22 protein-coding genes are annotated in these 24,629 nt (G+C 44.8%); 13 read left to right on the top strand and 9 right to left on the bottom strand.

Annotated features, from left to right (window positions below):
- Positions 1-10 precede the first annotated feature (10 nt).
- Positions 11-1,366: an aldehyde dehydrogenase gene (locus GQ671_RS10685; RefSeq protein WP_160656836.1), complete on the bottom strand. Its 1,356-nt coding sequence runs from the start codon at positions 1,364-1,366 to the stop codon at positions 11-13.
- Between the two features lie 195 nt (positions 1,367-1,561).
- Here GQ671_RS10685 and GQ671_RS10690 point away from each other — a divergent pair, with 195 nt between their 5' ends.
- The 3 genes from GQ671_RS10690 to GQ671_RS10700 all read left to right on the top strand — a co-directional run bounded on the left by GQ671_RS10690 (position 1,562) and on the right by GQ671_RS10700 (position 3,228).
- Complete coding sequence (locus GQ671_RS10690; protein WP_170288689.1) at positions 1,562-1,744, top strand: hypothetical protein; 183 nt, start codon at positions 1,562-1,564, stop codon at positions 1,742-1,744.
- 114 nt (positions 1,745-1,858) lie between these two features.
- The gene (locus tag GQ671_RS10695) at positions 1,859-2,392 is read left to right on the top strand and encodes an NADPH-dependent FMN reductase (protein WP_160656839.1); all 534 of its coding nucleotides are present in this window, start codon (positions 1,859-1,861) and stop codon (positions 2,390-2,392) included.
- 56 nt (positions 2,393-2,448) lie between these two features.
- Complete coding sequence (locus tag GQ671_RS10700) at positions 2,449-3,228, top strand: N-acetylglucosaminidase (RefSeq protein WP_160656842.1); 780 nt, start codon at positions 2,449-2,451, stop codon at positions 3,226-3,228.
- Between the two features lie 14 nt (positions 3,229-3,242).
- On the opposite strand, the gene fdhD is transcribed toward GQ671_RS10700, so the two are convergent.
- On the bottom strand, positions 3,243-4,037 hold the full coding sequence (gene fdhD / locus GQ671_RS10705) for a formate dehydrogenase accessory sulfurtransferase FdhD (protein WP_160656845.1): 795 nt from the start codon (positions 4,035-4,037) through the stop codon (positions 3,243-3,245).
- A 254-nt stretch (positions 4,038-4,291) separates the two neighbouring features.
- Between fdhD and GQ671_RS10710 the strand changes: the two genes are divergently transcribed.
- The 3 genes from GQ671_RS10710 (at position 4,292) to glnA (ending at position 7,542) form a co-directional block, all read left to right on the top strand.
- Complete coding sequence (locus tag GQ671_RS10710) at positions 4,292-5,632, top strand: sodium-dependent transporter (protein WP_160656848.1); 1,341 nt, start codon at positions 4,292-4,294, stop codon at positions 5,630-5,632.
- 239 nt (positions 5,633-5,871) lie between these two features.
- Positions 5,872-6,189, top strand: a complete 318-nt coding sequence (locus GQ671_RS10715; RefSeq protein WP_170288691.1) for a MerR family transcriptional regulator — start codon at positions 5,872-5,874, stop codon at positions 6,187-6,189.
- An 18-nt stretch (positions 6,190-6,207) separates the two neighbouring features.
- Positions 6,208-7,542, top strand: a complete 1,335-nt coding sequence (gene glnA, locus GQ671_RS10720) for a type I glutamate--ammonia ligase (protein ID WP_160656851.1) — start codon at positions 6,208-6,210, stop codon at positions 7,540-7,542.
- A gap of 31 nt (positions 7,543-7,573) precedes the next feature.
- On the opposite strand, the gene GQ671_RS10725 is transcribed toward glnA, so the two are convergent.
- The 3 genes from GQ671_RS10725 to GQ671_RS10735 form a co-directional block, all read right to left on the bottom strand.
- A complete protein-coding gene (locus GQ671_RS10725) occupies positions 7,574-8,770 on the bottom strand; it encodes a hypothetical protein (RefSeq protein WP_211364916.1) in 1,197 nt (398 codons plus the stop codon).
- Positions 8,757-9,890, bottom strand: coding sequence for a DUF58 domain-containing protein (locus tag GQ671_RS10730; protein ID WP_160656856.1), 1,134 nt, complete (start codon positions 9,888-9,890; stop codon positions 8,757-8,759). Before GQ671_RS10730 ends, GQ671_RS10725 begins: the two co-directional genes overlap by 14 nt.
- Before the next feature lie 64 nt (positions 9,891-9,954).
- A complete protein-coding gene (locus GQ671_RS10735; RefSeq protein WP_246153242.1) occupies positions 9,955-10,896 on the bottom strand; it encodes an AAA family ATPase in 942 nt (313 codons plus the stop codon).
- A gap of 138 nt (positions 10,897-11,034) precedes the next feature.
- Between GQ671_RS10735 and GQ671_RS10740 the strand changes: the two genes are divergently transcribed.
- Positions 11,035-12,219, top strand: coding sequence for an NAD(P)/FAD-dependent oxidoreductase (locus GQ671_RS10740; RefSeq protein WP_160656862.1), 1,185 nt, complete (start codon positions 11,035-11,037; stop codon positions 12,217-12,219).
- Positions 12,220-12,249: 30 nt separating this feature from the next.
- On the opposite strand, the gene GQ671_RS10745 is transcribed toward GQ671_RS10740, so the two are convergent.
- Positions 12,250-13,917, bottom strand: a complete 1,668-nt coding sequence (locus GQ671_RS10745) for a Na/Pi cotransporter family protein (RefSeq protein WP_160656865.1) — start codon at positions 13,915-13,917, stop codon at positions 12,250-12,252.
- Positions 13,918-14,276: 359 nt separating this feature from the next.
- Between GQ671_RS10745 and GQ671_RS10750 the strand changes: the two genes are divergently transcribed.
- A complete protein-coding gene (locus tag GQ671_RS10750) occupies positions 14,277-15,386 on the top strand; it encodes an HAD family hydrolase (RefSeq protein ID WP_160656868.1) in 1,110 nt (369 codons plus the stop codon).
- A 21-nt stretch (positions 15,387-15,407) separates the two neighbouring features.
- Here the strand turns inward: GQ671_RS10750 and serA are convergent, their stop codons facing one another.
- The 3 genes from serA to GQ671_RS13125 form a co-directional block, all read right to left on the bottom strand.
- On the bottom strand, positions 15,408-17,000 hold the full coding sequence (gene serA, locus GQ671_RS10755) for a phosphoglycerate dehydrogenase (RefSeq protein WP_160656873.1): 1,593 nt from the start codon (positions 16,998-17,000) through the stop codon (positions 15,408-15,410).
- Positions 16,993-18,135 carry a pyridoxal-phosphate-dependent aminotransferase family protein gene (locus GQ671_RS10760; protein WP_160656876.1) on the bottom strand — a complete coding sequence of 381 codons (1,143 nt, stop codon included), beginning with the start codon at positions 18,133-18,135 and terminating at the stop codon, positions 16,993-16,995. The genes serA and GQ671_RS10760 overlap by 8 nt, the downstream gene beginning before the upstream one ends.
- Before the next feature lie 117 nt (positions 18,136-18,252).
- Positions 18,253-19,329: an AAA family ATPase gene (locus GQ671_RS13125; protein ID WP_160656879.1), complete on the bottom strand. Its 1,077-nt coding sequence runs from the start codon at positions 19,327-19,329 to the stop codon at positions 18,253-18,255.
- 149 nt (positions 19,330-19,478) lie between these two features.
- Here GQ671_RS13125 and GQ671_RS10770 point away from each other — a divergent pair, with 149 nt between their 5' ends.
- From GQ671_RS10770 to GQ671_RS10790, 5 genes are all read left to right on the top strand, one after another.
- Positions 19,479-20,321, top strand: a complete 843-nt coding sequence (locus GQ671_RS10770) for a DUF368 domain-containing protein (protein ID WP_246153243.1) — start codon at positions 19,479-19,481, stop codon at positions 20,319-20,321.
- 14 nt (positions 20,322-20,335) lie between these two features.
- Complete coding sequence (locus tag GQ671_RS10775) at positions 20,336-21,367, top strand: GTPase domain-containing protein (protein ID WP_160656882.1); 1,032 nt, start codon at positions 20,336-20,338, stop codon at positions 21,365-21,367.
- Positions 21,368-21,579: 212 nt separating this feature from the next.
- A complete protein-coding gene (locus tag GQ671_RS10780) occupies positions 21,580-22,884 on the top strand; it encodes an ABC transporter substrate-binding protein (protein ID WP_160656885.1) in 1,305 nt (434 codons plus the stop codon).
- A 57-nt stretch (positions 22,885-22,941) separates the two neighbouring features.
- A complete protein-coding gene (locus GQ671_RS10785; protein WP_160656888.1) occupies positions 22,942-23,808 on the top strand; it encodes a carbohydrate ABC transporter permease in 867 nt (288 codons plus the stop codon).
- Complete coding sequence (locus GQ671_RS10790) at positions 23,808-24,629, top strand: carbohydrate ABC transporter permease (protein ID WP_160656893.1); 822 nt, start codon at positions 23,808-23,810, stop codon at positions 24,627-24,629. Before GQ671_RS10785 ends, GQ671_RS10790 begins: the two co-directional genes overlap by 1 nt.

Raw genomic sequence — 24,629 nt, forward strand, 5'->3', positions numbered from 1 at the left:
GGTCTTATTTCTATTTCCAGAGATATTTTATGAATTTACCGAAGAGTTTATTCGGGTATCTGAATGGAAAATCAACACAGGTTGTCTGATGCAGGATGCTCTTCTCGTGAGTAAAGGTATCAAATGAATACTTTCCATGGTATTTTCCCATACCGCTATTACCACGTCCACCGAATGGCAGGTGGGGATTTACAAGGTGGAAGACGGTATCGTTTACGGCGCCCCCGCCGAATGGTACCGATTGAATGACAGTTTTAGCTTCGGACTTCTTATCGGTAAATACATATAGAGCCAAAGGGTCAGGTAGATCCCGGACATCCAATATTGCCTTCTCCAAGGAATCGAATTGAAGAACGGGTAGTATTGGTCCGAACACTTCTTCCTGCATGGCATCATGACTGAAATCGACATTGTCAATGATGGTCGGCTCTATCGTCAAGGTGGCTGGACGGGTTTTCCCGCCATATACGACGTTGCCCTGAATCAATTCCTTAAGACGTTCGAAGTGGTTTTCATTGACGATGTTCATATAGGCCCCTGTTATGAAAGCTTCAGCATAGAACTTTTCTGTATAGTGCTTCATATGATGGATGAGCTGTTTCCTTACGCTCGAATCAACGTAGACGAAATCTGGAGCGACACATGTCTGGCCGGCATTGATGAATTTACCCCAGACGATCCGTTTTGCGGCGAGTTTGATGTCGGCATTTTTGGTCACGATTGCTGGAGATTTCCCTCCGAGCTCAAGTGTGACAGGAGTAAGATGTCTGGCGGCACTTTCCATGACGATTCTGCCTACCTGGGAGCTGCCTGTATAGAATATATAATTGAAGGGCAGATTCAGAAGATCCTGGTTCGTGTCGATTCCGCCTTCGACTGAAGCGACATATTTTTCGGGAAAAGCGAGAGCTACAATACTGCTGATTACACCCGCAACCGTAGGCGTGTGCTCTGAAGGTTTGAGAATGGCTGTATTCCCCGCACTGACAGCACCGATCAGAGGAGCGACTGTCAGATTGAATGGATAGTTCCAAGGTGCAATAATCAGAGTTACACCATAAGGTTCCTTATAGATTTTGGAAGTAGAACCGATGTGCGTTACTGGGGTCTTCACCTTCCTGGTTTCTGCCCACTCTTCAATATGCTTTATGCTATAGTTGATTTCATTGTAGACATATCCGATTTCGGTCAGATATGCTTCTGCTTTGCCTTTATTGAAATCTTTCTTCATAGCGTCGAGTAAATCGGATTCGTAGTATTGGATACTTCTTTTCAACTGTTTGAGTGCTTCTATTCTGAAAGAGAGCTTTTTTGTTTTGCCGGACTGATAGAATTGCTTTTGCCTATTGAATAATGATTCATACATTATAACCACTCCTTATCTTTACTTACATGTACCCGCCTAAACTGATTTTATGTCAGACTGTTATGAATATGATTATTTATAGCCTGAGAAAAAATAATTTAAATATGCGGTTCGCATTTATTGTTTAATATTAAACGTGTGATATAATTAATTTTAGGTTGATGCATAGCTTGATTGATTGAGGAAGGTGAACCTATGGACACTGATGTGAACTTTGAATTGATGACTGACAAGCTGACAGCTTATCAGATAAGTAGAGCTGTGGATATTTCCACCGAACTCGCTCAATCAATTATAGACAAAAAGGTTGATATTACTGAATTGGACGATGAGACGGTAACCAAGCTGAGAATTCTAAATGATAAATTAATGAACTAGAAAAAGGATCGGCTTAAGCCGATCCTTTTTGTTTAATACGACTTTAGACGGTTTAATTTGGATGGGGCAGATGGTAACATATTATACATATATACGTATAAAGGAGCTTTTCCAATGAACTTACTAATACTTTCGGGAAGTGCCTTCCCAGGCTCCCATACACATGCAGTTGCCAGGAAGATTGCTTCGCTCGTAGAGCAGCCTGAACATACTGTTACCCACATCGATCTCAGGGAACTTCATATACCTGTTTTCGGGCAGGGTAAGACGGATGATGTCGAAGCATTGAAGCGCCTTGCTGAAAAGGCGGATGCCATAATTATAGGAACTCCAAACTATCATACTTCATTTTCCGGACTACTGAAAAACGCGCTGGATCATCTGTCCATGGATGAGTTCGACATGAAGCCTGTAGGCCTCTATTGCAATAGCGGAGGGATGAGGAATTCCGATCCCCTTACCCAGCTCAGAATGGTGATGCGTGGTGTTCATGCACTGGTGCTCCCGCTCCAGGTATGCACATGTGATGCCGATTTTGAACGAAGCGATGAAGGACACCAGCTTGGTAATGGCGAATTGATTGAACGTTTGAGTGTCATGATTGATGGACTGGTTCGCCAGTCCCATACCGAGACTGTAAACATCTGATATTATCAGATGTTTCTTTAATGCATGACCTAATATGAACAGGTGAGGAAACATGGATGGATAAAAGAATGAAAGAAAATATACCGATTTTCATACTATTGGTTGTAATGCTCATGTTTTTTCTGGCCTTTCTTGTATCGGAGACAAAAATATTCAAGGAAAAGGCGCCTGTTGTCACCTTCGAGGAGGCAGTGGGGCATCATCTTCAAAATGATACGATAGATCTTGAATTGGAGGATGGAAGCATGCTGACTGCTGAAGAACAGAGGATAAGAGATGCGATGGCTGTAGATGACAGTGCTACAGAATTCCAGTTTCTGAATCTCACTGAAAAAGTGGACGTCCAGCCTGATGAGATTGCCGCCCTGCTTGAAGGCAAAGGAATCCTTGAAGGGATGGGGGATACCTTTCTTGAAGCGCAGGCGAAGCACGGCGTTAATGTGCTGTATCTGATCAGTCATGCCCAGATTGAAACAGGCAATGGAAGGTCACAGCTCGCCCAGGGCATCGAAGTGGATGGAGATGCTTATTATAATTTTTTCGGCATCGGTGCATTTGACCGTCAGGCAGTTGAAGAAGGTTCAAGCTATGCGGCAGAAGCCGACTGGTCGAGTCCTGAAGCAGCGATACTCGGGGGTGCAGCATTCATCCGTGAAAATTATCTGGACAACCAGCAGCAGACATTGTATGCAATGCGCTGGAACCCTCAGCAGCCCGGGACACATCTTTATGCGACGGATATAGAATGGGCGATAAAAATTGGAAGTATTCTCGAGTCCCATTATGCGCGTGTCGAAGAGGAAGCGGATCATTTCATAACAGAATATTATCAATAGAAAAAGATTCCGGTCTAGTGATCGGAATCTTTTTCTATGCGCCACGAGTGGCTGTATATATTGAATGAATTTCCTCGGATGAAGCCGACGGTGGTGATATTCAGGTCATCAGCCATTTTGATCGCGAGATTTGTCGGGGCGGATTTGCTCAAGACGATGCCGACTCCGATTTTTGCAGATTTTGTCAGTACTTCCGAAGATATGCGACCACTGAATACGAGCACTTTGTCACGTACGGTAATATGATTTTTAAGACAATATCCATATAGTTTATCAAGGGCGTTATGCCTGCCGATATCGCCTCGGTGAACAATAAGTTCTTCCGCTGTTCCAATGCTCGCATTATGTATACCACCGGTTTCTTTAAAAACTGTACTGCTCTGCTGCATCTTTTCTATCAATTGAATGCATTGGATGGGGGTGAGGGCTATTTTTGACATGGATATCTTTGCGGTATCTGCATCATTCTGGAAGTAGAACTGCCTGCTTTTCCCGCAGCAGGAGCCGATGATACGTTTAGAGTAGTTGAAATGGTCTGTTGATACGTGGTCGGCCAGATGGATATGGCAGAAACCACCGCGTTCATCCATGTTCATTTTTTCTATGTCGTCAAATCGCCTTATCACACCTTCGGAAGCAAGAAAACCGATGACCATTTCTTCGAGGTGCTCAGGCGAGCATACGAGTGTCGCAAATTCCACATCGTTCAGATAGATGGTGAGGGGGAATTCTTCAGCTACAGCGTCTTCAATTTCTGTCATTTCATTGCTGCTGTAATGCAAAACTTTCCTTTTGGATGTCGTTTTCATCATATCCCCTCCTTTCATTCATTATATTGAAGGCGGTTACCCGTTGCAATTCAATAGAATCAAGAAAATGATTCATCAGAATCATGCAAGAATATTGATGGTGATTGAAAATATAAGCCAAAGTAACATTTCCCCATGAATTGTTCTTTATTCATGCGTAATTTGCACTGCGGTGTATTCAAGGTCATGAAGGATGTGCTAATATATTAGGAACTCTATAAAGAATGAATAAAATTGCAAAGTGAGGTTAGCTTATGAATAACGTAAGATGGGGATCCAAACTCGGCTTCGTCCTGGCTGCAGCTGGTTCGGCAATCGGACTCGGTGCACTGTGGCGTTTCCCTTATATGACGGCAGAGCATGGAGGCGGCGCTTTTCTTCTTGTATTTCTAATATTGACTCTTTTCGTGGGTATGCCGCTTCTACTATCCGAGTTTGTAATCGGAAGAGCAAGCCAGAGAAATCCGATTGAGGGATTTGAATATCTGGGAGGAAAAAAAGTTTACAGAGTATTCGGTTGGCTTGGGAATATAGGTGTATTCCTGCTGCTGTCCTTCTATAGTGTAATCGGCGGTTGGATACTGATCTATCTGGTGGTGGCTTTCGGAGAGGCCTTCAGCCTAATTCAAATTGATGACTACGGTACTGGTTTCAATAACATTATAGCCAATCCGCTATATGTCATTATTGCCCAGGGCGTGTTTATCCTTCTGACTGCTTTTATTGTTGCGCAAGGTGTACAGAAAGGATTGGAACGGGCATCAAAAATCATGATGCCGCTTCTGTTTGCACTCTTCCTGATTGTAATCATCCGTTCCGTTACACTGCCTGGCGCGATGGAAGGCATCGCATTCTTCCTGACGCCGAACATCGGTGCAATCGACTCTACAGCAATACTCTATGCACTTGGCCAGTCCTTCTTTGCACTAAGCATTGGGGCGACAACGATGATTACATATTCATCATATCTGGGCGAGGAGCATAATCTGACCCAGTCTTCGCTTTCCATTGTCATCATGAACATCGCGATTTCAATAATGGCAGGGCTTGCCATCTTCCCGGCAATTGCCTCACTGGGTGTTGAAGCGGCTGAAGGCCCGGGACTTGTATTTATTGTATTGCCGCAAGTGTTTGGTGAGATACCACTGGGAATGCTGTTCTACATTCTTTTCCTTGGTGCATTCCTGTTTGCAACGCTGACATCTTCGATCTCGATGATTGAAATCAATGTTGCCAATGCCATTAAAGGCAATGAGAATAAACGTGGCAAAATGGCATACATTTTTGGTTTCTTCGTATTCTTGGCAGGTATTCCTTCTGCACTTTCATATGGTGTGCTGAGCGATGTCATCATCTTCGGCAGATCCATATTCGATAACGTGGATTTCCTTGTTTCCAATATCATGCTGCCGATTGGCGCCCTCATATCCACTCTATTCGTGGGATACATCGTAGATAAGCGTGTAGTGATGGACCAGCTGAATGTAGATGGGAACAGCAAAATGTATGGACTGTACAGATTCTGGCTCATCATGCTGAGATTTGTGCTCCCTATTGTGATATTGATTGTATTTGCAGTAAGCATCTTTGGTTAATGTTCTTTCAATCTGTGTTCGGCATCAAGCTTTAAAAATAAAATCTTAAAAGAATCTTGGAAACTATTTTTCCATGAGTTGAAAACCCCTTGAAGAATTGCGTTGAAACACGCATAGGCAAGGGGTTTTTCAATACCATAAATCATATGTTAGAATATCTAACATTGATTAGATTTTCAGAATACTTTGTGCTAATATTGTGAATATGATTAGAGGTGATCATTTTGGATAGAGATCAGATGAGGCGTAATCTCCCGATTTTTCCGATGTCGTCGGCGATGAAACTGACCGGTCTGACGGCACGGCAAATAAGATATTATGAATCCCTGTCTCTCGTTACACCCGAAAGAACGCCAGGAAACCATCGAATTTTTTCCATGAACGATCTGGATCTTCTTCTGACTATCCAGGATTATATGGAAAAAGGGTTTACGATGAAGCGTATAGGGGAAATCCTTAATGAGCCTAAAAAAGTCGATACACCTGAAGTGCTGAAGCATAGCGAGTACCGGAAGCCACTTATCAATCGTGGTGACCTATCTAGATTTTTTCAATAATTTACAGGAGCGTGTATAATGAGCGAATTTACTAGAGAAGATATTGTCCGTATTGCAGAAGAAGAAAATGTAAGGTATCTGCGCCTGCAGTTCACTGACATCCTTGGAACAATCAAGAATGTTGAAGTACCAATCAGCCAATTGGATAAAGCATTGGATGGGGAAATGATGTTCGATGGTTCTTCAATTGAAGGATTTGTCCGCATCGAAGAATCTGACATGTATCTGGTTCCGGATATGAATACATGGTCAATCTTCCCATGGACAGCCGGTAAAGGTAAAGTGGCAAGACTGATCTGTGATATCTACAATGTCGATGGAGAGCCGTTTGAAGGTGACCCGAGAACGAATCTGAAGCGTGTGCTTAAAGAGATGGAAGACATGGGCTACTCTGCATTCAATCTTGGGCCTGAGCCGGAATTCTTCCTCTTCAAACTGGACGAAAAAGGACAACCGACAACTGAACTGAATGACCAGGGTGGCTACTTCGACCTTGCACCGACGGACCTCGGTGAAAACTGTCGTAGAGATATCGTACTCGAGCTTGAGGACATGGGCTTTGAAATCGAAGCTTCCCACCACGAAGTTGCTCCAGGACAGCATGAGATCGACTTCAAGTATGCGGATGCGATTACTGCGTGTGACAACATCCAGACATTCAAACTGGTTGTAAAAACTGTGGCGCGCAAGCACAACCTGCATGCGACATTCATGCCAAAGCCACTGTTCGGTCTGAACGGCAACGGTATGCACTTCAACGTTTCCCTGTTCAACGGCAGTGAAAATGCATTCTATGATGAAAATGACGATTTCGGTCTGAGTCAGGATATGAGATATTTCATGGCTGGTATACTTAAGCACGCTCGTGGATTCACAGCAATATGTAACCCGCTGGTCAACTCCTATAAACGCCTTGTACCTGGTTATGAAGCACCAAGCTACATTGCCTGGAGTGGTAAGAACCGTTCACCATTGATGCGTATACCTTCTTCCCGTGGCTTGTCTACACGTGCAGAAGTAAGGTCTGTCGATCCTTCAGCAAACCCTTATCTGGCGCTTGCTGTAATTCTTAAAGCAGGTCTTGAAGGCATCAAGAATAAAACGGATCTGCCTGAACCTGTAAATGAAAATATCTACGAAATGTCCAGAGAAGAAAGAGAAGCTGTCGGCGTTGAAGATCTGCCTTCAACACTGTACACAGCACTTAAAGCACTTCGGGAAGATAGAGTCGTCAGAGATGCTATTGGCGAGCACATCTACAAGCAGTTCAACGGAAACAAGAGTGTCGAATGGGACATGTATCGTTCACAAGTTTCCGACTGGGAGCTTAAGCAGTACTTGAACCACTACTAATATTAAAGCAGGCGGCGATGAGGTTATAATCTCATCGTCGCCTTTTTATATGGGTGCTGATATTCTTTTTCATTGTTTCAATCGTTTGTCTATATTGTTTATACTCCTGGTCTGAAACTTCACTGCTCATATAGCGGGTTCTGCGATATGTTTCAAGAGTATCCGAGTCGATGATATCCTGCAACTGGCAACGGACAATCCATTCGTCTATTGTTTCATTTCGATATCTGCCCATTTTCTTTGAAGCGAGCCATTTTTCAAATTCAAAATAGAGTTTTCGGACCTTGTTGTGAGGTACTTCTCCCTTTCTGCCCTTTTCCTTTAGGATCGAGTTTACGCTATTGGACCGAGAGGTGCTTTCTTCTCTTTTATGATGGTCAGAAGGCTGCTCTCTTTTTTTATAGTAGTAATAGATCCCTGCACCGATCAGTATGACCAGCACAATCGTTATAATGGAATCGAGAGGAAGCCGGGAAGATAGTGATTCTTCCTGAATCATTTCCGTCTGATCCTCTCCTTGGCGGTCAGTTGTTTCACTATCCGGAAAATCAGGCATTTCAAGTTCGACATTTTCTAGAAAACTGAAGAATGGCCTCAGCAGAAATACAACAATGCCAAGCAGTATATAGACGATATACTGGGCTGCATAAACAGTATACCTGTAGGCGAAATACAGTATAACGCCCAGCGTTATAAACGCTGAAAAGCAGGTGAAGAATATGGCTGTCCTTCTTACAAAAGAGTAGACGTTACCAAACAGCAGATAGAATATCCTTCCTGCAAAATAGAACAGTATCTGAGCGATAAATAGAATGTGATACATCATTATAAACTGTGAGGTCGTCTCCGTCTGAAACAGCGATACAGCAATAAGCAGAAGGAAAGAAATGATGATTGAAGGTTCGGTCATGGTCGCTTCCGGATCATCAAACAGATATTCCATGCGCAGTATCGGCAAGTAGCTGATCAATAAGGCTGATAGCCAATGGAGGTCGAGCAGTATGGCAGTTATAAGTATGACCGGCAGCAATATATAAATATAGCACAGCTTGAAATAGTGGACGATGTACCAGGCGCCGAGCATCATGGTAATAACGAGCAGTATGAAAGGCAGGGTAGAAGGTGCCTTGCCATTATGTGTATTGATAAATAGGACTATGAAATACAGTAGAAACATATTCGTTCCATATGTATGGAAAAAGGAGAAATAGTATTTAGCTTGGGACACGACTGCCACTCCTTTTGTATGCATCATAGGGCAACACACCTGATTCATCTATCTGAAAAATTTCCACACCTCTAGCCTGGAACGAAAGAAGCATTTCATCGATTGCCGGGTCTGTCCTGCCTGTGAACAGCAGGTGGGAAGGCATTGCCTTGTGTAGATATATGTGTTTTAGAAGACGATCGAAGCTCAGTGTAAAAGACAGGGTATTGATACGTGCGAGTGTCTCCAACGTACTTCTATAGTGCAGTCCACCACTACCTTCATCACGGCTCAGGAAGGTGTGGGAGTCGAAGGAGGATAAGTTGGTGAACACACTATAGGGTATCTGGGCTTCAGCAGCCCGGCTGGTAAGATAGGCGATATTTTCAATAATCTCTTCAATATTTGCTGGAGGCGCATAATTCTTTTCAGACCTCAGGTTTATTGCAACCATCCAGGAAAGGTGCGTTGTTTTTTCATAGATCCGGGTTTGAAGTTCTCCGGTTTTAGCACTGGATTTCCAATGAACATCCCTCATGCTGTCCCTCTGATGGTAGTCCCTCGTACCGACTGTGAGCATCGGGTCATTGAACAATGCTTTTTTCTGAATGAAAAGACCTTGAATCATTTTATTTCTCATGTCGAATGGTGGTGTATGCAGCTGCTCAGGATAGACCAGTAATTCATCTGAGGATCTGTTCGACTGGACGAGGAAAAGAGAACCGAATCCGAAAATTCTAGGTACTTCAATATCTGTTCGGATGATTTTACTGACACCCCGCTTTCTGGCTCTGAATGGCACTTTCAGGATGGTACTGCTTTTTGGCATGACGGTAAAAAAAGAGATTGTTTCGGTCTGGTATCTTGTTTTCAAAGAAATATCCTTTTCAAACTGTATATCATCTCCTGCCGTCAGTCTGAAAGCGGCATTGAGAATGGGCATCCATCCTTCATTCCTGACCTCTATTTCCAGCATGCCCTCCTGGTCTTTGAATAATCTGATGTCCTTATTGCTTATGGAAGCCCTCAGCTTTCCAGGCACAGTTTTCTCATAAAAATAATCAAGTGTGAAGAAGGACGTGAAAAGACCGAGAGCAAACACCAGCAGCGGGTTCAGATCGATACTGTACAAAATATTCATTATAAGAAGAATAAGTACGGCGCCTATAAAGAATGACATTGATTTTGAAGGGCGGTATTCAGTCTTATAATGCATCTGGTGATACCCCATATTCAACGGGCACTTCAACATCGTCAATAATGGCTTTGAGCACTGTATCCTGATTCGAGAGGGTCAATCCTTCAAGATTCAGTACGAGACGATGGGACAGGACATAGGGAGCGATATATTTTATATCGTCAGGCGTTACATAATCTCTTCCGCGAATCATCGCAACCCCTTGAACAGCGTGCATCAGAGCCAATGTACCGCGGGGCGATACACCTGTCCCTACATATTTGTGCTGTCTTGTCTGATGAATGATATCGAGCATGTATTCCATAATGGACGGGTCGACTGTGATATTAGTAATCCTGTCTTGCAGTTCTGTGATCATCTCTTCGCTGAAGACAGTCTGTACGGCTTCCGAAACATTGGAATCATTGCGCAAGCTCATCATATTCAGTTCTTCTTTACGGGAGGGATATCCAAGGTCGATCCGCATCAGAAAGCGATCCATCTGGGCTTCAGGCAGACTGAAAGTTCCCTGGGCCGATTCTATGGGATTTTGGGTCGCGAGAACAATGAATGGATCGGCAATTTCGATTCTTTTTCCATCTATCGTAATCTGCCGCTCCTCCATGACTTCGAGCAGTGCTGACTGGGTACGTGGTGTCGCCCGGTTTATTTCGTCTGCCAGCAGTACGTTGGTATCTATGGGACCGACCTGTAACTCAAAGTCATGTGTTTTTGGATTATACATGTTCAATCCGGTAATATCGGTTGGAAGCAGATCCGGTGTAAACTGGATTCTTCTGAAAGAACCTCCGATGGTTTTAGCCAGTGCTTTTGACAGCGTGGTCTTGCCTGTACCAGGGACACTCTCAAAAAGTATGTGTCCTTTCTGAAGGATGCTGATGAAAATCAGGTCCAGTACTTCATCCTGTCCGACAATCACTTTTCCTATTTCACTTTTAAAATTCTCCAAATGGTTTTCAATATTCAAAACTTTCCCCACCTTTGCATTTAATTACATATTAATCAAAAAAGGGAGTGAGTGCCATAGGTTTATTGAATAAACATGTGATTAAAGGGAAAGATAACTAAAACGGAGGAGGCGGAAAGAATGAAACAGCACTATCGGCTGATCATACTGGGCGGTGGCACAGCAGGAATTTCCACAGCAAACCGTATGCTGAGTGAAGACAAGAATCTGACAAATGATATTTTGATAATAGAACCCCGGGATGACCACTATTTCCAGCCAGGCTGGCCACTTGTTGGAAGTGGTGAAATGAAGCTAGAATCTACGCGTAAACCGATGAGCAAAGTGATGCCGAAAGGGGCCGGATGGCTTCATGAATCAGTCAGGAATGTCGATCCTGTCAAAAGGGAAGTAAAAGCGGGAAGTCGGACCATCAAGTACGACTATCTGGTAGTGGCTCTGGGGATTGAACTCGATTACGATGCCATTGAAGGGGCGAGTGAATCATTAGGAAAGAATGGTGTCTGTACCAACTATATATATGACCTGGTAGACTACACTTATAAGACACTGCAGAATGTGAAGACAGGCAATATTGTTGTGACGAAACCGCAGTCCAAAATTAAAGGCGGTGTTTCAGCCGAAAATTCGCTTTTTACAATGGATGAATACGTGAGGGACCATGATCTGGATATCAATATCGTCTTTAGAAGCGGCAGTCATGAGGTTTTTCCCGTAAAGCGCTACAGTGACAATCTGGTGGCTCAGCTGGATGAAAAAGGGATAGACTACAAATTGGAACAGGAGCTTGTTGAAGTCAGAGGAGAGCATAAGGAGGCAGTATTCAAAGACCTTGAGACTGGAGAGCGTCAAGTGGTTCCTTTTGAAATGCTGGTCATCACACCACCGATGCGAGGCCCTTCAGTACTTGAAGGTTCCGGACTGCTTGATCCGGAAGGGTGGGTAAGCGTCGATCAGCACACCATGATGCACAACACCTACACGACTGTATTCTCTCTTGGTGATGCATCGAGTCTGCCGACTTTCAAGATGGGAAGTTCGGTTAAGTCGCAGATGCCTATCCTGGTCAAAAATCTGCTGGAACGGATGAATGATCAGTCGCCATCACATAAATATGATGGTAAGACAGCGTGTCCGATAGCAACAGAGTATGGCCACCTGATATTGGCTGAGTTCGATTACAACCATATTCCTGAAGAATCGACGTTTCTGAACCAGTCGGATGACAAATGGCTGTTCTATCAGTTCAAGAAAAATATGCTGCCTCTCATGTACTGGCATGCGTTACTGAAAGGGAAAGTATAAAAGCTGGGCCAATTGGCCCAGCTTTAGTATTTATTCATATATTGTAAAGTCTTCAGCAAGATCCTCAACTTCATCGCTCAAGTTCGTTTCGGAGATGTTTCTGGCATTATAGCCGATACGCTCCAGAGTACTGATGAGATCCACATAGAGCAGGCCGCCATCGGTGGAACAGATGCCTTTATTCAGACGTTTCACATGCTGTTTTCTCAGCTTATTTTCTATTTTATATGATTTCTGGCTCAGTCTGATGACTTCTTCCAGATCTTGAGGACTATATATATCAAGAGAATCTATAGATTTCTTAAAGGATTTGTATACATGGTCGAACAGATCCTCAAGTCCTTCCTGAGCAGGTTCTGACAAGTCGATGTTTTCACGATGCTTGCGATTATAAAGATCTGCAAATTCATCAATCTGTCCACTGACTTTGTAGAAGATACGTGATACCTCAAGCAGTGTAGACTGCCTTTCTGCATCCTCCGGAGAGATATCATATTTGGATGCATCGATTATATAGGACCTTAAACTGTCCTGCAGTGTATCGACAACATTTATTTTTTCCTTGATCTGTTTGTACAGTTTCGGGTTATTTGTTTCACTGAACTTTTTCGTATCATCAAGAATGCTCAATGTAAGGTTACCGAGGTTTATGACTTCCTTCTGCGCACCCTGCAGTGCAAGGCCAGGAGATTGTCTGAGAAGCAAAGGGTCGAGATGATTCGGTTTGTAGTCTTCGGAAAAATCCTTGCCGGGTACAATCCGTGTCACAATCCATGCGAGAACCGCAATGAACGGCAGTTGGATGAGTGTATTGGAAACGTTGAAGAACCCATGGGCAAAGGCGATTGTCATCTCGGGATTGAGTTCCAGAAGTTCTCTCAAGTATGTGATGAGCTGGACGAAAAACGGCATGATGATCATGAAGATGACTGCACCAATTACGTTGAAGATGACATGTACAGCAGCAGCTCTTTTTGCGGCAATCGAGCCGACGAGTGCTGCGAGAACAGCTGTAATGGTAGTACCCAGATTATCTCCCAGAAGAATCGGAAGTGCCGCACTCAAATCCAGAAGATCATTGGAATAGAACCCTTGCAGTATGGCAATTGTTGCACTGGAACTTTGGACAATTACGGTCAGTAGAGTACCAACTGCGAGCCCAAGGAACGAATTGTTTGACATGCTGAGCATCAGATCGGCAAAGCTTGACAGGTCGGCTAGTGGTTTGACGCCCTGGCCCATCAGATCGAGACCGTAGAAGAGTGCTCCGAATCCGAAGAGCACACGGCCTATATTATTGAATTTTGGACTTCTGTTCATAAAGAAAATCATGAAGGCACCCAGTGCCAGTATCGGTAGTGCATAGTCGCCGATCTTCAGGCCGATGATGAATGCTGTGACGGTCGTACCGATGTTCGCACCCATGATGACTCCGATTGATTGGCGTAAGGTCATGAATCCTGCTGACACGAGACCGATTGTGATCACTGTTGTGCCAGTGCTGCTTTGAATGAGGATAGTGACAATGATCCCTGCCAATATTCCTTTGATGGGGTTGGAAGTCATACGGTTCAGTACTTCACGCAGGCGATCTCCTGCTGCTGCCTGTAACCCGTCCCCCATCTGTTTTAAGCCATAAAGAAAAATACCAAGTCCTCCGAGAAATAGAAAGATGACTTCCATCGGACTGAGTTCCATAAATATTCCTCCACCCAGGTATCGGATACCTTAACATTATATTAATGATCTTTACGTAATATTTACCGTTTATATTACGACTTACATTATAGTGTTAAACTTATTAAAATGCACCAGAATAAAAAAATTAACCTGAGTTAATATTATATGTTTGAGGTAAAACGTTTTCTCGATAAATTCTCGTTATTACCGCATTCCATCTTCTGGCTCGCGTTATCCCTCACTATATTGGGATGTAATTACTCTTTTTGGTTGTGATATTTCCATCATTTTTCAATTATATAAAGTAATATCGACATTCATCAAATGATATGAGAAAATTGAGATTACAATTTAACGTGGATGGGGAGGACAAGACAGTGACGGTCGTACTATTTGACGTAGATGGTGTTTTTTTGAGTGAGGAAAGATGTTTTGATGTATCTGCTCTGGCAGTACATGAACTTCTATATAGTCCGAGATATTTGAATCTGGATACATATCAGTTCCGTACTGACTACACTGATCAGGAAATAAAGGATATAAGAACTGAGACATTCAGCAATGACGAGGTGCTTGACCGGTTCAAACAGATGGGGCTGAATTCAAACTGGGATATGCTTTTTGTTACATTCTCCATCGTCTATATCGAATTGATGAAAAATGCAAAACTCAATGTTGAAAACTTGGATATCACTGATATTCACAGCATTGGCGAAATGCTCGGTCTGCAGAAGGTGGACTATGGCAAAGTCGTCGATTTTCTGAAAGCAGACGATTATACTAAAGACACCATCTATGATGCACTCATGGAGTATGCCAGATTGAACCTCGGCATTCATGATGCCGAAGCATTCGAGATGTCAGGACCGATATGGAGAACAGGGCAGTACAAATATCAGGAATGGTACTTGGGCAGCAGAGATGTGAAGACATCCACCGGTATTGAACCTGAAGAGACGGAAAAGCAGGGTTTCATCCATGATGAAGAGTGGATTGTGGATCCTGAGGATATTAGAGGTATGCTGAACCGTCTGCTTGATGCGGGTGTAGAGATTGGTGTTGCTACCGGCCGGCCGAGGCAGGAGACTCTTATTCCTTTCCAGCAGGAAAGATTGACGGATATATTCCGTGATAACCGGATATCGACTGCTTCCGAAGTACTTGCTGCCGAAGCGGTTGATGAAGTGGATGTCTCGCTTGCAAAGCCGCATCCATACAGCTATCTATGGAGTCTGTATGCTCATGATGCCAATCGGTTCAAGGATGCAGTGGATCAGAACAACATATCAGACGACCTGATATACATCATAGGGGATTCAGTAGCCGACTATTACTGTGCTGAAGCAATCGGATCGGAGTTCATCGCAACACTGACAGGACTGACAGGACATTCGATCATTCCAAGATTCGAAGCTCTGGGCGTAGACCACATGGTCGATACCGTACTCGGAGTGGAAGAGATCATACTAAAAAGCCATCACTCTTGATTGACGTGATGGCTTTTCATGTCAGGAAAGATCAACCTGTTTAACTTGGTGGAAGCCCTCGATTTTTATAAGTTCTTCCAATGCTTCTGTACCTACAGTCTGATCGAGTCTCAGGGAAAGCATCGCTTCCCCGCCTTCATCTCTTCGCCCGAGCTGCATGGTCGCGATGTTGATGCTGTATTTACCCAGTGTATAACCCATTTCCCCAATGATTCCCGGACGGTCGACATGATTGATGAAAAGCAGGTGCTTCGTCGGTTTGACGTCAACCTGGAAACCGTTTATTTTAACAATACGCTCACCGTAACCGTTCAGTACGCTTGCACCAAGCGTCAATGTCTCATCATTGTTGATCAGCTCCGCTTCCAGATAGTTGTTGTAGCCGTGTGTCTGGCCCTGTTTTTCCACCTTGTACGTTACCCCTTGTTCCTGCAGAAGGTACAGGGCATTGATGATATTCACATTTTCTCCAAGGTGCGGCTTCAGCATGTTTGCCACGAACGAGCGTGTCAGAATACTGGTATCGTCAAGCGCAAGATCTCCATGATATTTGAGTTTGATTTCGGAAGGTGGCCTATCCATCAGCTGGATCGCCACTTTGCCCATGTGGGTCGCAATATTGATATAGGGCTTAAGCTCTTCGTTGATATTTTCATTCATTCTGGGCGCATTTACAGCATGAATGATTACATTGTTTTCGAGTATGTCGATTATTTCCCGGGAAACGCTGACAGCCACTTTTTCCTGTGCTTCGATGGTCGATGCGCCAAGGTGGGGGGTGACAACAATCTGCGGGTGGCCGAGAAGCTCGTGATTGGTCGGAGGCTCGTTTTCAAAAACATCGAGCGCAGCGCCACTGATTTTGCCTGCGTCGAGTGCTTCGAGCAGTGCCGTTTCATCGATGATGCCGCCACGTGCTACATTGACAATCTTGAGTCCCGATTTTGCCATATCAAAAAATTCCCTGCCCACTATACCTTTTGTTTGTGGAGTCAGCGGCGTATGCACGGTTACAAAATCCGCATTTTTGGCAATTTCATCGATTTCCATTTTTACTATATCCGCTTCTTTAGCTTTTTCGTCGGATAGGTATGGATCGAAAGCGACAATTTTCATACCGAAACTCCTGGCCCGGCGTGCGACACCGAAACCGATTTTACCGACACCTATGATGCCAAGTGTCTTTCCGTACATTTCTGTCCCTTTGTATGCTTTTCGATTCCATACGCCGTCCGAAAGTTGCTTGTGGGCCGCCGGTATCTGACGCGTGAGTGCCAGCATCATTGCCAGCGTATGCTCGGTGGCAGAGATCGTATTGCCGTCCGGTGCGTTGATGACGATGACGCCATATTTTGTCGCAGCATCGATATCGATGTTGTCGACACCGACACCTGCACGTGCAATCACCTTGAGTGGCCGTGCACGCTGGATGATCTCCTCTGTAATGGTGGTCTGGCTTCTGACAATCAGTGCATGGTAGTCTCCCACAATTTCCAGAACTTCCGCTTCTGTCAGTCCTGTATTGATATCCACTTCATAATTTGGATGATTGAGCAGTTCTCTGATGCCGTCTTCACTGATCGGGTCCAGTACGAGTACTTTGAATTTATTCATAGTATGCCTCCTGTGCAGCAGCCAATGCTTTGCCATAGTACTGCGCGTTACGATAATCGCTTAGAATTGCTTCAAGTGCTGCAAGGACGGTCAGCATGTCTTTCGGGAACATGTAGCCCATGTGTCCGATGCGGAGTATCTGTCCTTTAAGATGCTTCTGTCCGCCGGCGATGGTGATGCCATGCTTTTTCTTGAGTTCGTCTTTGATATGTGAGAGTTCCGCTTCATCGGATTTAAAAGCCGTAACAGTCGGAGAGGCGTATGCATCCTCCACCAGAAGCTCAAGATCCAGTGCCTTGAGTCCGGCTCTCAGCATATTGCGCATAGCCAAGTGGCGTTCAAACACCTTCTCCACCCCTTCTTCCTTGTAGAGTGACAGCACTTGCGCCAGCCCCTGTATGAGTGAAACAGCCGGGGTGAAGGGTGTGGAGTTCCCTTCGAGTGCATCGAAGTACTTGTTGATGTCGAGATAGAATCTGGACAGCGTATTCTTTGAGGCACGCTCCCTTGCGGTGTCGTTCATAGCCACAAACGCGATGCCGGGTGGGAGCATCAGTGCCTTCTGGCTGCCTGTCACCAGACAGTCTATGGCGTCCGCCTTCATATCGAACTTCATGCCACCGACCGCACTCACACCATCCACTACAAACAGTGTATCCGGGCTATAGCCCTTTACCAGCTGGCCCAGTGCATTTATCGGATGGACTACGGCTGTAGAAGTTTCACAGGCTTGGGAGAATACTGCTCTGATATTCTGCTTGCCGTTGAGGAAAGTTTTGAAGTCTTCAAGGTCCAACCCTTCGCCCCATGGTACTTCATAAGTATGTACCTCATATGGATATGTTTTGGCGATGCTTCTGAAGCGGTCACCAAATGCACCACTGACTATGATGACGATGGCATCTTCCGGTTCAACCAGATTGACCATTGAAGCTTCCAGCGCACTGGTTCCACTGGAGGTGAGGATGGCAACGGAATGGTCCGTTCCGAACAGGGTTCTGATATTCGACTGTACATTTTCCATCAGGGAAGTGAAATCGGAAGAGCGATGCCCGATCATCCCGGCAGACATGGCGTGTGTTACTTGCGGGGGGATGGGCGTAGGTCCAGGTGTAAGCAGCAGATTAGGTTGCATTTGTATCGTCCTCCATAGAATAGATGTACACTATAATATCAGTTTTTTCTGTATTTTCCATAAACACAGTGAAAAAACTTTTTATAAATTGTAATATTACAACCTAAAACGTTTACATCAATTATCTTTGCCCTCCATCAGGATTTCATCAACAAGACCATGCGCCTCCTGATAACGGTCCCTATAGGAAGTACCATCCAGAGTATGGGTGATGTGAAGCAGGTTCTGCTGTTCAAGCTCCAGCATGATCATCTTGTGAACTTCATTTTTGTAGTCTGTATTTCCCTTTACTTCATCCTCTGGTGCTTCCGGAGGCAGTAACAGGATCAGCGACCAGTTCTGCAGGTGGATATAATAGTCGAAGACCGATTTCAGCCGGTTGAATTCTTCTCCATCTGCATACATCTTCATGTTGACCTTGGTGGTCATGACATCCGTGTCGGCGAAGAAGACTTTTCGTGTACCTGGTGAATGGATATGACGCCGGTTGTTTTCAAACTGGCCGATTCCTATGGCGTGGAAGTCCCTTACATCCAGTTCATCGCCTGCGATACGCTGTTCCTTGCAATAGGTTTTGGCATACTCCGTAGAATAGCTGGTGGAATAGCGTCTGGCCAGATCCTGTACCATCGAAGTCCGCCCTGTACCCGGGGCCCCGATGACTAGAACGTTCTGTACGAAGAACTTTCTGAATGGACGCATGACATAATCCCAGTTGAGAATGGGCGATTCCCTGATGTTCGTACCGCTGATACCCAGTATTTTACGGTCCACCATGGTGATCATTGCATCAATATCCGGATACTTCCTGGAGAAGAAATGCTTCAATGGTTCAATGTATTCCTCTTCCCCGACATAGAAAGTCATTTTCCCCACATCGAAGGGGAGTGCATCCTTTTCATTTATGATTGTTTCTGAAAGCATGCTGAGCCATGGTTCCCAGCCGTGTGGGTATCTTGGAATATATGTTTCATCGAGCTTCAGTACTGTAACGTTATCATCCGGACCAAGCAGCTGCCGCATTGCCTTGACCCGATTATCCAGTATCATGCCGTAGTTATCTCCGCGATCCCCCGCGTAGCCGCTGACGATTACGAATGCATGCCTGTTTTCCCGTTTTGCACGGATGACCTGTTCAAAATGACCAACATGGCAAGGGGCGAATGTGCCGAAGTAAATACCTAGATCTCTCACAGTCCAATCTCCTAACGATTTAAGTGTTAAACCAGTTATATCAATATAGAAGCGGTTTATCAAATAGACTTGCATTTCAAGCAACAACTAGAGGATGCAGATATGCTACAATCAGATGGTATAAAATGAAAAGTCGAGGTACATATCGAATGATTAGATGGGTAAATATATTCAAAGGTTTTCTGATGGGCATCTGTGAACTGATTCCTGGAGTGAGCAGTGGGACGATGGCGCTGCTGCTTGGCATCTATGACGAATTTATTGGAGCCATCAGCAGAATCGTGACAAAAGACTACAAAAAAGCAATCCTCTTCCTGCTGCCGCTGGTTGTCGGTATGGGCATTGCTGTCCTGACCCTCACTTCGCTGATAGAATATCTTCTGGATCGCCATATGGTGCCTACACACTGGTTCTTCATCGGACTGGTACTTGGCGTTGTCCCCATGATGCTCAGAATTTCCAACTACAGGGTGAAATTCAGAAGCTCCCACTACATACTGGTTTTTCTGGCTGTCGCACTGTTATTTTCAATCGGACTGATCAGAGGGGATGAAACGCCGCCTGAAAACTTGGTGGTGACAATGCCGCTTCTCATCAAGATGTTTTTCAGCGGTATTCTCGCTTCGATGACCATGCTGCTCCCTGGCATATCAGGATCTCTCGTCCTGCTGATCCTCGGTTCCTACAGTATCGTCATCTACTCTATAAACCAGCTCAAAGCTTTCAATCTGGAAATACTGCCTGTACTGATTGCTGTCGGTTCCGGTATTGTTCTCGGTCTGCTCCTGGCCAGCCGGGTCATCCAGTATATGCTCAGTCACTATACGTATTTGACCTATGCGCTCATATTGGGACTCGTCATGGGCTCCGTATTTGCCATCTATCCAGGCCTCCCGGAAACAGCTCTGTCCTGGATAATGACAGTAATGGCTGCCATCGCAGGGTTTACCATCAGCTGGTTCATGGGTACACGCAATAAAGAGACAATATGAATCGAGGTGAGTATATGGAACAGCACCACCCATTGATCATGGCCTATCATGAATATATAGAAGCGACCATCGATTACCGTGTCGCGGTCCTCGGGCAGGTGGATGCGGGGAAGAGTGCGCTCGTGAATAAGCTGGCGGATGCGGATTCCCATATATCCACCCAGACCGATGCAACCCGTACAATCACAGAACACCCCTACGGCAATCGGGGGAAGATCTTGGATTTCCCCGGTGTCGGAACGACAGAATATTCACCAAAGCAGTACAGGAAGCTGATTTCGAAAACGGCCATCAAACATGTACTGTATGTGTTCTCCTCAAAGATTCGGGATGCGGATGAGGCAACCATCAGGTACCTGTCCAAGAAGGGGATTCATATTACCTTCGTCTATAACAAGAGTGATACCCTTGTCGATGTTTCAGGTAGAAGGTCACAGGAAACGCTGATGAATGACAAGGATACCGAACTGCATGTAACATTCAAAAAGCAGCTTGACCAGCCACTGCGCTACCACTTCACAAGTATCAAAGATGAAAAGGGCGTTGCCGAACTGAAAGAACAACTTGATCGAATCTTTGAAAAGAAGGATGCGCTTTTTGATGAAAGGGTACAAAATGCACAGTATCTTGAAAGTTTTCTAACCAGAAAAATGAATGGGCTTGCCACCAGACTGCTCTCGCCGGGATTCAAAGACATCATTCTGAGTCGGTCCTACAGGTCCATCGAGGAGATGACGGAATCGCACTACCATGTGGCGGAACAGGACTGTGCAGCAATCGGACGGGAAATGCCTAGAGCCGTGACCTATATCAACCGTGCGAAGAATACGGATAAGGATATGAAGAAGCCAAGAGACTACATCAATCATCTGGCCACGGTATTCAGTGCCATCTTCAAAATGCGTAAACTGAATGTGGTCACTTTCATTGTCTCTTCACTTGGTGAAATCGGGATAAAGAACATCTATCCTGTGATGAAAGGAACATTTGAATATGTCGGGGATATGAATGATTTTGCCCGCGAGGTCATCAAGTATCATCGATGACAAGAGCGTTCCAGCTATGCTGGAGCGCTCTTTTTTATTCAGGGGAGCAATCGTTTGCAGTGAGATGATGGATATTATTTTCATATGTCAGATGTACGTGGCGAAAGTTTTATGCAATCGTTTGCAAAAAAGTATTGACTTCAGATTATTTCAAATATAAAATCATATTTATAAGCGAATGACAGCGCTTACATATAAAGGGGGATGTACAGATGGAGAAGTTCAAGTGGAACTATGCTTTTCTTTTCGCAATGATATTGATGCTTGGAGCTTGCGGAAACAGTGGAGATGCAGGCGGTTCAGTTTCCGAGGAAACTGAAGGAGGCGGCACTGAAGGAGAAAGCGTGACGATAGACCTTTACCAGTTCAAAGTTGAATTCAAGGAACAGTTCGAAAGTCTCGTTGCACAATATGAGGAAGAAAATCCGAACGTTACCATTAATGTTGAAACAGTAGGTGGCGGTAATGACTATGGTGCAACTCTGAAATCGAAGATCGCTTCTGGTAATGAGCCGGACATCTTCAACATCGGAGGCCCTCAGGACTATGAGGATCATAAAGATCGTATTGCACCGATAGAAGATTCGGAAGCGGCAGATGCAGCGCTTGAAGGTACACTCGATTCTGTTACTGTAGATGACCAGATTTATGGGCTGCCGTACAATCTCGAAGGCTATGGCCTGATCTATAACAAAGCCATCTTTGAGGAAGCAGGAATCAACCCTGACGATCTGACAACAATGGAGGATCTGCAAGGTGCTGTCGACACACTCGATGGTATGAAAGAAGAGCTTGGTCTGGATGCTGTCTTTGCATTCCCGGGCAAAGAGAGATGGGTATACGGAAATCATTCCAGCAGTTCCTTCCTGGCACCTGAATTTAATGATAGTGTCCTGGAAGCATTCGAATCGGATACGGTAGAATTCGAACTTTCCGATGAACTTAAGAACTACATTGACATGCAGGTGGATTACTCGGAACAGCCTGTACTGAGTCTTGACTACTCTCAGCAGGTTGAAGCACTCTACTCCATGGAAAAAGTTGCAATGATCCAGCAGGGCAACTGGGCGTATCCTTCCATCGAGCAGATTGCACCGGAAGTGGCTGAGAATTCCGGAATCATTCCTATTCCAGTGGCAGGAGAGGCCAAAATGCCAGTAGGTGTACCACAGTACTGGGTTGTGAACTCCGGTGCTGAAGACAATGTTCAGGAAGCGGCAGTCGATTTCCTCGACTGGATGTATACTTCTGACGCAGGCAAGGAAGTCGTCCTCAATGATTTCAACTTCATTCCAGCCTATGAAGATTATGATACAAGTCAGATTTCCGACCCGTTATCCCAGGAGATCTATGAGTATTCCGAAGAAGGAAATACAAGCGGCTGGGTATTCCTCGGCTATCCGACTGGTTTCTCGGAAGAAACATTCGGTGACAACGTTCAGCAGTACATTTCCGAAGATATCACGTGGGAAGAAGTTGTAGAAAACTCCAAAGCATACTGGGAAGAGAATAGATAATAGAGATGATAATGGAGCAATTGCATTGCTCCATTATTTCTTAAATGAGGTGTTAATGTGAAGACCAAAAATATCATGTACTGGGTGTTTATTGCTCCTGTTCTGGCGGCCCTTCTGATTGTTGTTGTGGTTCCATTCGTATGGGGAATCTACTACTCTCTGACTGAGTGGTCAGGAGACATGGCACAGACGCCTGTGTTCACCGGATTCCAGAACTATCAGAGTCTACTATCCGACCCGACCTTTCTAAATGCGCTGTGGTTTACTTTCAAATATGCGATAGTGACAGTCATTATCATCAATGTTGTCGGCTTTTCACTGGCTCTTATCGTGACAAGCTACATAAAATCCAAGGACTTCCTAAGAACGATCTTCTTCATGCCGAATCTGATCGGCGGTCTGATACTCGGGTTCGTCTGGCAGTTCATATTCACAAATATCTTCAATGCCCTGGGCGATGCTCTTGGAGTTGAAATGCTTCAGGGATGGCTGGCAACTCCTGCAACTGGATTCTGGGGCCTGGTGATCCTTCATGTCTGGCAGATGGCGGGATATATCATGATCATCTATATTGCCTATCTGCAGAGCATACCTGATGAACTTCTCGAGGCAGCAGATATGGATGGTGCAAGCTATGCACAGAAGCTTAAAAATGTAATCATGCCACTTGTGGCACCTGCATTTACAGTAAGCATGTTCCTCACCTTATCTGGTGCATTCAAAATATACGACCAGAACTTGTCGCTTACTGGCGGGGGACCTGGTGGTTCCACGAAAATGATCGCAATGGACATTGTAGATACGGCATTTGCCATGAATACGATGGGGCTGGCCCAGGCCAAAGCCGTAGTGTTTTTCATTATCGTTGCAATTCTGAGCCTCACGCAAGTCTACTATAATAAGAAAAAAGAGGTGGAGCTGTAATGAAGAAGAAAAAGACCACCGGCCGTATTGTTCTGGAAGTCATCGGCATACTGCTTGCACTTCTTTGGCTTTCACCTTTCTATATCATGCTCGTCAATGCATTCAAGACAAAGCGGGAAATGTTTGAGAACACCCTTGCGCCACCCAGTGAACCGGTATTTCAGAACTTTATCCAGGCGTTCCAGGAACTGGATTTTCTCAGAACGTTCTTCAACTCTTTCTTGATCACTTCACTCAGTATCGTATGTATCGTATTCTTCTCGGCCATGGCAGCCTATGCGCTGTCAAGGAATAAAAGCAAGGTCAGCGGCATCATATTCTTTCTGTTTGTGGCGAGCATGCTCATACCGTTCCAATCGGTGATGATTCCACTGGTCAAGATGTTCAGTGAGTTGCAGAGCCTTAATAAATGGGGACTGATTTTCATGTACATCGGTTTCGGTTCTGGACTCTCGCTTTTCCTTTATCACGGAGCCCTGAAGAATATACCCATATCTCTCGATGAAGCGGCGAAAATTGACGGCGCGACTAAATGGCAGACTTTCTGGCATGTCATTTTCCCTCTTCTGAGACCGATCGGTATTACAGTAGCCATTCTGAATGTAATATGGATATGGAATGACTTTCTACTTCCAAGCCTGGTGCTCGGACAAGGAGATGAAACAATCCCGCTCAAGCTGTTCCTGTTCTTTGGACAGTACACAAAACAGTGGACGCTGGCACTTGCAGGTCTGACGATTTCCATCATTCCTGTCATCATCGGATATTTCATTGCCCAGAAGCATATCATCAAAGGGGTATCGGATGGCGCAGTGAAGTAG

Origin of the sequence: Salinicoccus hispanicus, assembly GCF_009831115.1 — a bacterium.
In the GTDB taxonomy this organism is placed as follows: Bacteria; Bacillota; Bacilli; order Staphylococcales; family Salinicoccaceae; genus Salinicoccus; species Salinicoccus hispanicus.

Excerpts from the sequence above, each read along its gene's own strand:
- GQ671_RS10685 (WP_160656836.1), bottom strand. The coding sequence starts at position 1,366 with ATGTATGAATCATTATTCAATAGGCAAAAGCAATTCTATCAGTCCGGC.
- GQ671_RS10690 (WP_170288689.1), top strand. The coding sequence starts at position 1,562 with ATGGACACTGATGTGAACTTTGAATTGATGACTGACAAGCTGACAGCT.
- GQ671_RS10695 (WP_160656839.1), top strand. The coding sequence starts at position 1,859 with ATGAACTTACTAATACTTTCGGGAAGTGCCTTCCCAGGCTCCCATACA.
- GQ671_RS10700 (WP_160656842.1), top strand. The coding sequence starts at position 2,449 with ATGGATAAAAGAATGAAAGAAAATATACCGATTTTCATACTATTGGTT.
- fdhD (WP_160656845.1), bottom strand. The coding sequence starts at position 4,037 with ATGAAAACGACATCCAAAAGGAAAGTTTTGCATTACAGCAGCAATGAA.
- GQ671_RS10710 (WP_160656848.1), top strand. The coding sequence starts at position 4,292 with ATGAATAACGTAAGATGGGGATCCAAACTCGGCTTCGTCCTGGCTGCA.
- GQ671_RS10715 (WP_170288691.1), top strand. The coding sequence starts at position 5,872 with ATGAGGCGTAATCTCCCGATTTTTCCGATGTCGTCGGCGATGAAACTG.
- glnA (WP_160656851.1), top strand. The coding sequence starts at position 6,208 with ATGAGCGAATTTACTAGAGAAGATATTGTCCGTATTGCAGAAGAAGAA.
- GQ671_RS10730 (WP_160656856.1), bottom strand. The coding sequence starts at position 9,890 with ATGAATATTTTGTACAGTATCGATCTGAACCCGCTGCTGGTGTTTGCT.
- GQ671_RS10740 (WP_160656862.1), top strand. The coding sequence starts at position 11,035 with ATGAAACAGCACTATCGGCTGATCATACTGGGCGGTGGCACAGCAGGA.
- GQ671_RS10745 (WP_160656865.1), bottom strand. The coding sequence starts at position 13,917 with ATGGAACTCAGTCCGATGGAAGTCATCTTTCTATTTCTCGGAGGACTT.
- serA (WP_160656873.1), bottom strand. The coding sequence starts at position 17,000 with ATGAATAAATTCAAAGTACTCGTACTGGACCCGATCAGTGAAGACGGC.
- GQ671_RS10760 (WP_160656876.1), bottom strand. The coding sequence starts at position 18,135 with ATGCAACCTAATCTGCTGCTTACACCTGGACCTACGCCCATCCCCCCG.
- GQ671_RS10770 (WP_246153243.1), top strand. The coding sequence starts at position 19,479 with ATGATTAGATGGGTAAATATATTCAAAGGTTTTCTGATGGGCATCTGT.
- GQ671_RS10775 (WP_160656882.1), top strand. The coding sequence starts at position 20,336 with ATGGAACAGCACCACCCATTGATCATGGCCTATCATGAATATATAGAA.
- GQ671_RS10780 (WP_160656885.1), top strand. The coding sequence starts at position 21,580 with ATGGAGAAGTTCAAGTGGAACTATGCTTTTCTTTTCGCAATGATATTG.
- GQ671_RS10790 (WP_160656893.1), top strand. The coding sequence starts at position 23,808 with ATGAAGAAGAAAAAGACCACCGGCCGTATTGTTCTGGAAGTCATCGGC.